Origin of the sequence: Desulfovibrio sp. ZJ369 (assembly GCF_011039085.1) — a bacterium.
GTDB lineage: Bacteria > Desulfobacterota > Desulfovibrionia > Desulfovibrionales > Desulfovibrionaceae > Desulfovibrio.
In genome coordinates, this window is record NZ_JAAKEI010000021.1 from 34,094 (window position 1) to 41,244 (window position 7,151).

A 7,151-nucleotide genomic window follows, 5' to 3' on the forward strand; every position below is an offset into this window, starting at 1 on the left:
CCATGCATATCCTGAAAGACGCCGAGACCGGCCTGCTTTTCTCCTCCTTTGCCGTGGGCGGACGCTGGCAACTGCAAGCGGCCGTGCTGCTCTATTTTGCCCTGGACGCGCCGGACGTGCCGCTTTCCGAGCAGCGTCTCTGGCCGGAAATCATGGCGGTTCTCGGCAAGGACGCTGTCCTGGATCCGGGCTTTCCCAAGGCGCGCGGCGAAGTGCTGGCCGCCGGGGAGTGGTGCGCGCCCGGCGGCAGGCCCGCGCCCGGCGGCGCGGTTTCCATCCGGGTGGGGCCGGTGCGGCGCGAACTGGCGGTTTTCGGCGATCGCTTCTGGCGCGCCGGGGCCCCTTCTGAACCACGCCCGGCGGAACGCATGCCCCTGACCTGGGCCCAGGCCTTTGGCGGCGAGGGCTGCGCGGAAAATCCCCTGGGCAAAGGCGCGGCCAGGGCTGAGACGCCCTGGGGCGAAAACGCGCGCCCCCTGCCCAATGTGGAAGATCCGGCCACGGGCCTGATGCTTGCGCCGGACGCCCGGCCCGTTCCAGCCTGCTTTCTGCCCATTCCGCCGGACGCGCCCTCGCGCCTGGCCCTGGCAGGCGCCTACGGCGCGGCCTGGCTGGCAGAGCACTGGCCCGGCTTTCCGGCAGACGTGGACGAAATGTTTTTCAACCTCGCCGCTCCGGCGCAACGTCTGCCCGCCGGCTATTTCACGGGCGGGGAAGAAGTGGAAATCCGCCACATGCACCCGGGCAAAGCCGTGCTGCAAAGCCGCCTGCCCCGCAAAAGGGTACGCGTTTTCGCCACGCGCCGTGAGGCGCGCGCAGCCCGGCTGCGGGAGGGCAGGCCCTGCCTTGCCGCGGATCCTTTTGCCGCACTGCCGGGCGATGTTTTCGAGGAGTGCGCCGCGCGCCTGGAAACCGTCTGGCTTTTCCCCGGCATTGAGCGCGGTCTGGTCCTCTACCGCGCGGTGCTGCCCACAGCCGACGACGAGCACAGCGACATCATCCGCCTTTTCCCGGTGGTGGAGGAAGCGGACGCCGCCCCCACGGACGCGGCGCACTGGTATGAGGAGCAGAAGCGTCGTCTGCGTCGTGTCCGGCCCGCCGCGCCCCAAATCCCCGACGCGGCCCTGGCGGCCGTGGAAAAGGCCAAAGCCGCGGTGCGCACCGCCGAGGAGGATGTGGCCCTGGCCGTGGATCGCGCCCTGGGCAGCGCGCCCGTTCTGCCCGCGCACGGCGCGGGCCGCATCGCCCGGGCCAGAAAGCAGGCCGCCGCGGCTCTGGAGCGTATTGAGGACGCCCGCCAGTGCATGCAGCGGATGCGCGGGCGTTTCGGGCACATGGTCAAAATCGACCCGCGCCAGATGGACGCCTTGCGCGACTCCGTCCTTTCCATGCTGGCCGGACTGGACAGAGCCGAGGCGGACATGCGGGAAATGGACGCCCTGATAGCCGGGAGCGAGGCGCAGAGCGCCGCGGCCATGCACGACCTGCGCGAAAAATTCGCCGCGCTGCCCGCCGCCTCGCGCCAGGCTCTGGCAGAGGCGGGCCATACGGATATTCCCCAGGACGAGGCCCTGCCGCCCGAAGAACTCTGGAGCGAGGCCGCCCTGGCCCTGCTGGCGCGACATCCGGCGGACGGGGACGAGACAGCGGCTCTCCTGGAGCGGGCGGGCCTGCGTCCGGCGGACATCGGCAAGGCCATGCCCGCGCTCTTGCCCTCGCCCTGCCGCCTGGAGCCCGCGCAATGGGGACTGGAGGCCGACGTCCTGCCCGCCGATGCGCCCCCCCTGCCCGCCGGACTGTTGCTGGGGCATTTTCAGGGCGCGCGTTGCGTGCGCCTGGCGGTGCGCCCCCTGCCCACGGCTGAAAACCCCTGCGCCGCCTTTCTGCCCTGCGTGGAAACCGTGTTTCCGGGCTCGCGCGAGGGCGCGCAACTGCTGGGCGGCACGCGGCCCAAGCCCGTGCTGCTGGCTCCGGATCCGCTGGCCGCCTGGCTTCTGTACGGCCAGGCCGGCGATCTGTGCGCCGTGCTGATCGCCACCTCGCCCGCCGCAAAACCGCCGGACGCGGTGCGCGAGGCCCTCGCAAACGCGCCCTGCGCGCTCTGGCCCGTGCCGCCGCTGCCCGTGGAAGAAGCGGAGGATGGGCTGCCCCCTGTGTCGCCCGCTTTCGGCGAAAGCGCGCATGCGGCCCGCGCCGCGCAACTGGCCGCGCCCTGGACCGCCCTTGTGCCCGGTCTGGAAGCCCTTGCCTGGCCGGAAAAATACGCCGCGCCGCACCTGGGGGCGGCCCGCGCGCTGGGGCTCGACATCCGGGCCTGGCTGCGCGCTGAACTGGAAAAACGCGGCGTGGCCCTGCCCCCGGCTGAAAGCGAGGGCGGCCTGAGCCTGGGCAAAGACAAACACGGCAGACCCGCCTTCAGCCTGAAACTGCCCGTCCCGGACGCGACGGGCATCGTGCGGCGGCAGTCGGACAGACTGCGCGCCGCGGCCGGGGCCGTGAGGAGCGACTTTGAAAAAAGCATGGCCCAAGGCGAACGTGAGGCCAACGCGCTGCTGGCGGCACGGGGCCTGCCGCCCCTGCCTTCCATGCCGGAAGCCGCAACCATGCCGGACGTGCCGCCGCCCGACCCGCAGGCCTTGAAGATTTTCGACGAAAAAAGCGCGCTGCTGCGCCGCCTGAACCGCCCGGCCGACGCCCAGGCCATGCAGGAACTCAAAGCAGACTACATGGCCACTCTGGAAAAAGGCCGCGCCGCCCAGATCCAGGGCCGCGCCCAACTGGCCGAAGTCCGGGCCCTGTGGAGCAAAAGCCCGGCCCAACGCGCCCCGGCCTGGGTGAAGGATGTGCCCGGCGCCGAGGCTGTGCTCAATCCCCAGGCCATGACGCCGGATCTCGCCCTGGCGCGGCTGCGCGGGGGCGACACGCAGGGCCTGACGCTCAAGGGGCTGGATCTTTCCGGCTGCGACCTCAGCAACTGCGCCTTCCGGGACATGTTTCTTGAGGATGTGAATCTGAGCCGGGCCGACCTTACCGGGGCCGTGTTTGAAAAAGCCGCCCTCACCAGGGTCAACTGCCGCGAGGCCGCTCTGGACGGGGCAAGCCTCAAACTCTGCAGCGTTGCGGAATGCGGCTTCACAGCCTCGCGCGCCCGGGGTATGCGTGCCGAGCTGGTCCAGTGGCGGGACTGCGTTTTTGAAGACGTGGACTGGCAAGACGCGGCCTTCAAACTGGGCGGCATGCAGGACTGTATGCTGCGCGGGCATTTCGCGGGTTTGAGCCTTGAATTGTTCACCATGACGCAAAGCGTGTTGCGCGAGGTGTTTTTCCGCGGCTGCCGTCTGCGCAAATGCGCTCTGATCAAGTCGGAAATCAGCAACTTCACTTTCGAGGACGGGGCTTTTCTGGAAACGGCCTTCACTTCCTGCACGGGCGACGGCCTGCGCTTTGTCCGCAGCGACTGCGAAAATCTGCGCGTGCTCCTGGACAGCGCGTTGACGGGCTTTGCCTGCCGCCAGTGCCGGCTGGACAGAGCCTCCTTCCGCCAGTCGCGGCTGCCCGCCGCGCATTTTGAGGCCTGCTCCCTGGCGGCTGCCTGCGTGGATCACTGCGAAATGCCGCGCGCCGTGCTGGCGGGCTGCACCGGGCCGGAGCTGCAAATCCGGCACAGCGATCTTGAGCAAGCCGATCTGCGCCGCGCCAGCCTGCCCGGCGCTTCCCTGCGCCGCACGCGCCTGGTGCGGGCGGATCTGCGCGAAGCCAATCTCTACGGCGCGGAACTCTATAAAACCGTCATGGGCGAAACCGCGCTGCAAGGGGCCAATCTCGCCCGCACCCTGCTGGACGGGGCCGAACATCTGCTCCGCAAAACGGAGATGAGCCGATGACCCGTCAGGACGTGCTGGACGCCATTGCTGAGGAACAGTTTCTGGAAGACCTTGATCTGTCGGGCATTGACCTTTCCGGCGCGGATCTTGCCGGCGGCTGGTTCGAACGCGTGAACCTGCGCGGAGCCAATCTGGCCGGGGCGAACATCAGCCGGACGGCCTTCAGGGATTGCGACTGCACGGGAGCGGACTTTTCCGGCATTGTTCTGGAAGGGGTTTTCTTCAACTCTATGCGCCTGCCCGGCGGCAGGCTGCGGGACATGCGTCTGGAGCGGGTCTCGGTCGAGGACGGCGACTTCAGCGGCGCGGACTTCGGCGGGAGCAGCTTCCACACCTGCTCGTTTCAGAACTGCGATTTCTCGCACGCGGATTTCGCGCAGGCCCGCTGCGTGCGCACCATGATACGGAAGTGCCGCTGCGCGGGCGCGGATTTCAGCCGCACGGATCTCAGCACCAGCTCCTTTCTGGAAACGGATCTGGCCCAGGCCCTGCTGCGGGGCGCGCGTCTGGAAAAAACCTGCCTCATTTCCTCTGCCTTGCCGGGATATAATTTTTCAGGCATGGAACTCAGCCACACGCAGTTCACCTTTTCCGATCTGCGCGGGGCCAGTTTCAGCCGCGCCGCGCTCACGGGCGTGAATTTTCTGAAGGCCAGGCTGGACGGCGCGGATTTCTCCCACGCGCAAACGGCCCAATGCCTGTTCCGCGAGGCCGCCCTGCCCGGCGCGCTGCTGGCGGACGGCCGCTTTTTCGAGGCCATGTTCATGCAGGCGGATCTCAGCGGCGCCGACTGCCGCCGGGCCGACTTTTCCGATGCGATTCTGACCGGGACCGTACTGGACGGCGCGCGCGCCGACGAGGCAGTGTTCTTTCGCGCCGACCTTTCGCACGCCGACCTGCGGCGGGCCTGTTGTGTCCGCGCGGACTTCACGGCGGCCCGCATGCACCGCTGCCTGATCCAGAACGCGCTTCTTGACGGAGCCAAAACCGCCCTGGCGCACGGCGAGGATCCCGAACGCGCCCGCAGCGAAGACTGGCATCTGATCTTTCCCCCCTCTTTCACGGAGAAAAAGCCATGAATACAACCGCCGTTGATCTCCATATCCGCGCCGCCTCCCCCGGCGCGCCCACACTGGAAACGGGCTGCGTGCTGGAGGCCGGCCGCGCAAGCCTGATCCTGCTCGGCCGGGGCTGCCGCTGGCACGCGCAACCGGCCGCCTCCTGCCTGCTGGCTCCGCAAAAGGGCGACGAAGTGCTCTTTGCTCCTCTGCCCGACGGCCGGGCTTTTGTGCTGGCCGTGCTCACGCGCGGGGAAAGCGAGGCCGTCCTGCATTTTCCCCACGGCGCAACGCTGAACTCGCCGCTGCCTCTGCGGCTCAACAGCGCCACAGCCTTGCGCCTGACCGCGCCCGAGACCGGTCTGGACGCCGCCCGGCTTGAGGTGCGCGCCGCCAAAGCCCAGGCCGTTCTGGGCGAGTGCGGCCTGCTGGCGCGCACGCTGCGCGCGGCGGGCCAGCGTCTGGAACAGACCTTTGAGCGCCTTACGGCCCGTCTGGGCTCGTCCGTCCGTCTGGTGCGCGGGCACGATGAAACCCAGGCCGCCAGCAGCCGCCTGTCGGTCAGCGGGCAGGCCGCCGTGCAGGCGGGCGGCATTGAGCAGACGGCCGCGGAAATCGTGCGCATTGACGCGCCGCAGGTCCATATTTCATAAGGAGTGCGCCATGTTCGCCCTGACGATGGGCACGGGCCAGACTATGGGCATGCCCGACACCTGCCTCACGCCCACGCCCGCGGGCCCGGTGCCCACGCCCTATCCCAATACCGGCATGACTTCCATGTGCCCCTCGGCCGTAGCCACAGTGCTCATGGGCGGCACTCCTGCGGTCAATCAGATGGCCAGCATCGCCACGAGCTCCGGCGACGAGCCCGGCGCGGGCACCGGCGTGGTTTCACACATGATCAAGGGCCAGAACATGTGGATTTCCGGCAGCACCTCGCTCATTGTGGGCGGCACGCCGGTTATGCGCCTGACCAGCGCGGGCGGCTGCAACGCCATGGGCATGACGCCCAACGGCACGTCCACCTGCATTGCGCCCAGCCAGACCTTTGTGACGGTGCTGCGATGAAGGGCCGCCGCCTTCCCGCAGGCGCTCTCCCGGCGCTGCTCCTGGCGTTGCTGCTGACCTTTGTTGCGCTCCCGGCCGGAACGGCGTCCTTCAGCAAGCTCAAGCCTCTTGAATACCAGGTGTTCGGCGTCACACTGGAAACGCCGCCGCGCGAGATTCGACGAACCCTGAAACGCAAGGGCTATCTGCTCACCAGGACCGAGAGGACAGGGGCGGATGCGTATCTGGTGGAGGCCTTTACCGCGGGCAAGCGTCACCGCCTGTTCACCCATGTCTATCTGGCCTCCTGCCCGGAAACCGGGGAAACCGTGGGCATTTACGCCAGCGGGGAAGACGGCGCGACCATCCTGGCCCGGGCCCGCGAACGCTACGGGATCAAAGGCACGGATCTCGCCGTTCCCCCTGCCGACGGCGGACCCGGCGGTTTTATGCGTCCGGAACGGGCCTACCGCAAGGTCTACCCCAACGTGACCGTCTCCTATTACAAGATCAAAAATTTTGAGAGCTATACCCTGGCTTTTGAAAGCCCGGCGGCCATGCGGCGCTGCCGGAGCACTCGCGCCAGCGACGCTTTGGCTGAGGAGGCCCTGCGCCGCCATATTCAAAAGGAGTCCCGGCAAAAGGCGGTGGCGGATTAGAGCGTTTTGCTTTTGAAGTTACCCAATAAATCCCAAGAAGTCCAAAAATATCTATTTAACATGCTATTTCATTATGTTAAATATCTCTCTTTGCTTCATGCCATCCACCCAAATCCTCCAGAATCCACAAAAACCGTTGGTAGACGTGTTGGTAGTCTTTTGGTAGGTCTGGGCTGTCAATGACGGCGTTTCCCAAGGTCGGGCAGTGCTGCCCCCGACCTTGGGAAACTGAGCGGGGTTCCCCTCTCAGCTACCGGCATATTTTTTGTACTACCTTGTATCAAAAGGTTTTTTCAGAAATATGTTGGTAGCAGTCAGTCCAGCCGTACCAAGAAACACCACTCTGGAGGTGGCCGGATGAAACTGACCGACACATTCATACGGCATGTCATAGCCAACGGCAAGATTCAGAAGCACTCGGACGGCGGGGGCCTGTTCCTCTACGTCACGCCCACGGGCAAAAAATCGTGGCGCTTGGCGTACCGCTTCGCGGGCAAGCAAAA

General features: G+C 66.9%; 6 protein-coding genes. All 6 read left to right on the forward strand.

Annotated features, from left to right (window positions below; translation table 11 throughout):
• Positions 1–2: 2 nt before the first annotated feature.
• Positions 3–3,884 carry a DUF2169 domain-containing protein gene (locus G7Y51_RS08420; protein WP_165176454.1) on the forward strand — a complete coding sequence of 1,294 codons (3,882 nt, stop codon included), beginning with the start codon at positions 3–5 and terminating at the stop codon, positions 3,882–3,884.
• On the forward strand, positions 3,881–4,963 hold the full coding sequence (locus G7Y51_RS08425) for a pentapeptide repeat-containing protein (protein ID WP_165176456.1): 1,083 nt from the start codon (positions 3,881–3,883) through the stop codon (positions 4,961–4,963). Before G7Y51_RS08420 ends, G7Y51_RS08425 begins: the two co-directional genes overlap by 4 nt.
• The gene (locus tag G7Y51_RS08430; protein ID WP_165176458.1) at positions 4,960–5,595 is read left to right on the forward strand and encodes a DUF3540 domain-containing protein; all 636 of its coding nucleotides are present in this window, start codon (positions 4,960–4,962) and stop codon (positions 5,593–5,595) included. Before G7Y51_RS08425 ends, G7Y51_RS08430 begins: the two co-directional genes overlap by 4 nt.
• Before the next feature lie 10 nt (positions 5,596–5,605).
• Positions 5,606–6,010, forward strand: a complete 405-nt coding sequence (locus tag G7Y51_RS08435; RefSeq protein ID WP_165176460.1) for a DUF4150 domain-containing protein — start codon at positions 5,606–5,608, stop codon at positions 6,008–6,010.
• Positions 6,007–6,648 carry a hypothetical protein gene (locus G7Y51_RS08440; protein WP_165176462.1) on the forward strand — a complete coding sequence of 214 codons (642 nt, stop codon included), beginning with the start codon at positions 6,007–6,009 and terminating at the stop codon, positions 6,646–6,648. Before G7Y51_RS08435 ends, G7Y51_RS08440 begins: the two co-directional genes overlap by 4 nt.
• A 357-nt stretch (positions 6,649–7,005) precedes the next feature.
• The coding region (locus G7Y51_RS08445) for an Arm DNA-binding domain-containing protein (RefSeq protein WP_165176464.1) at positions 7,006–7,151 on the forward strand (146 nt) is incomplete at its 3' end.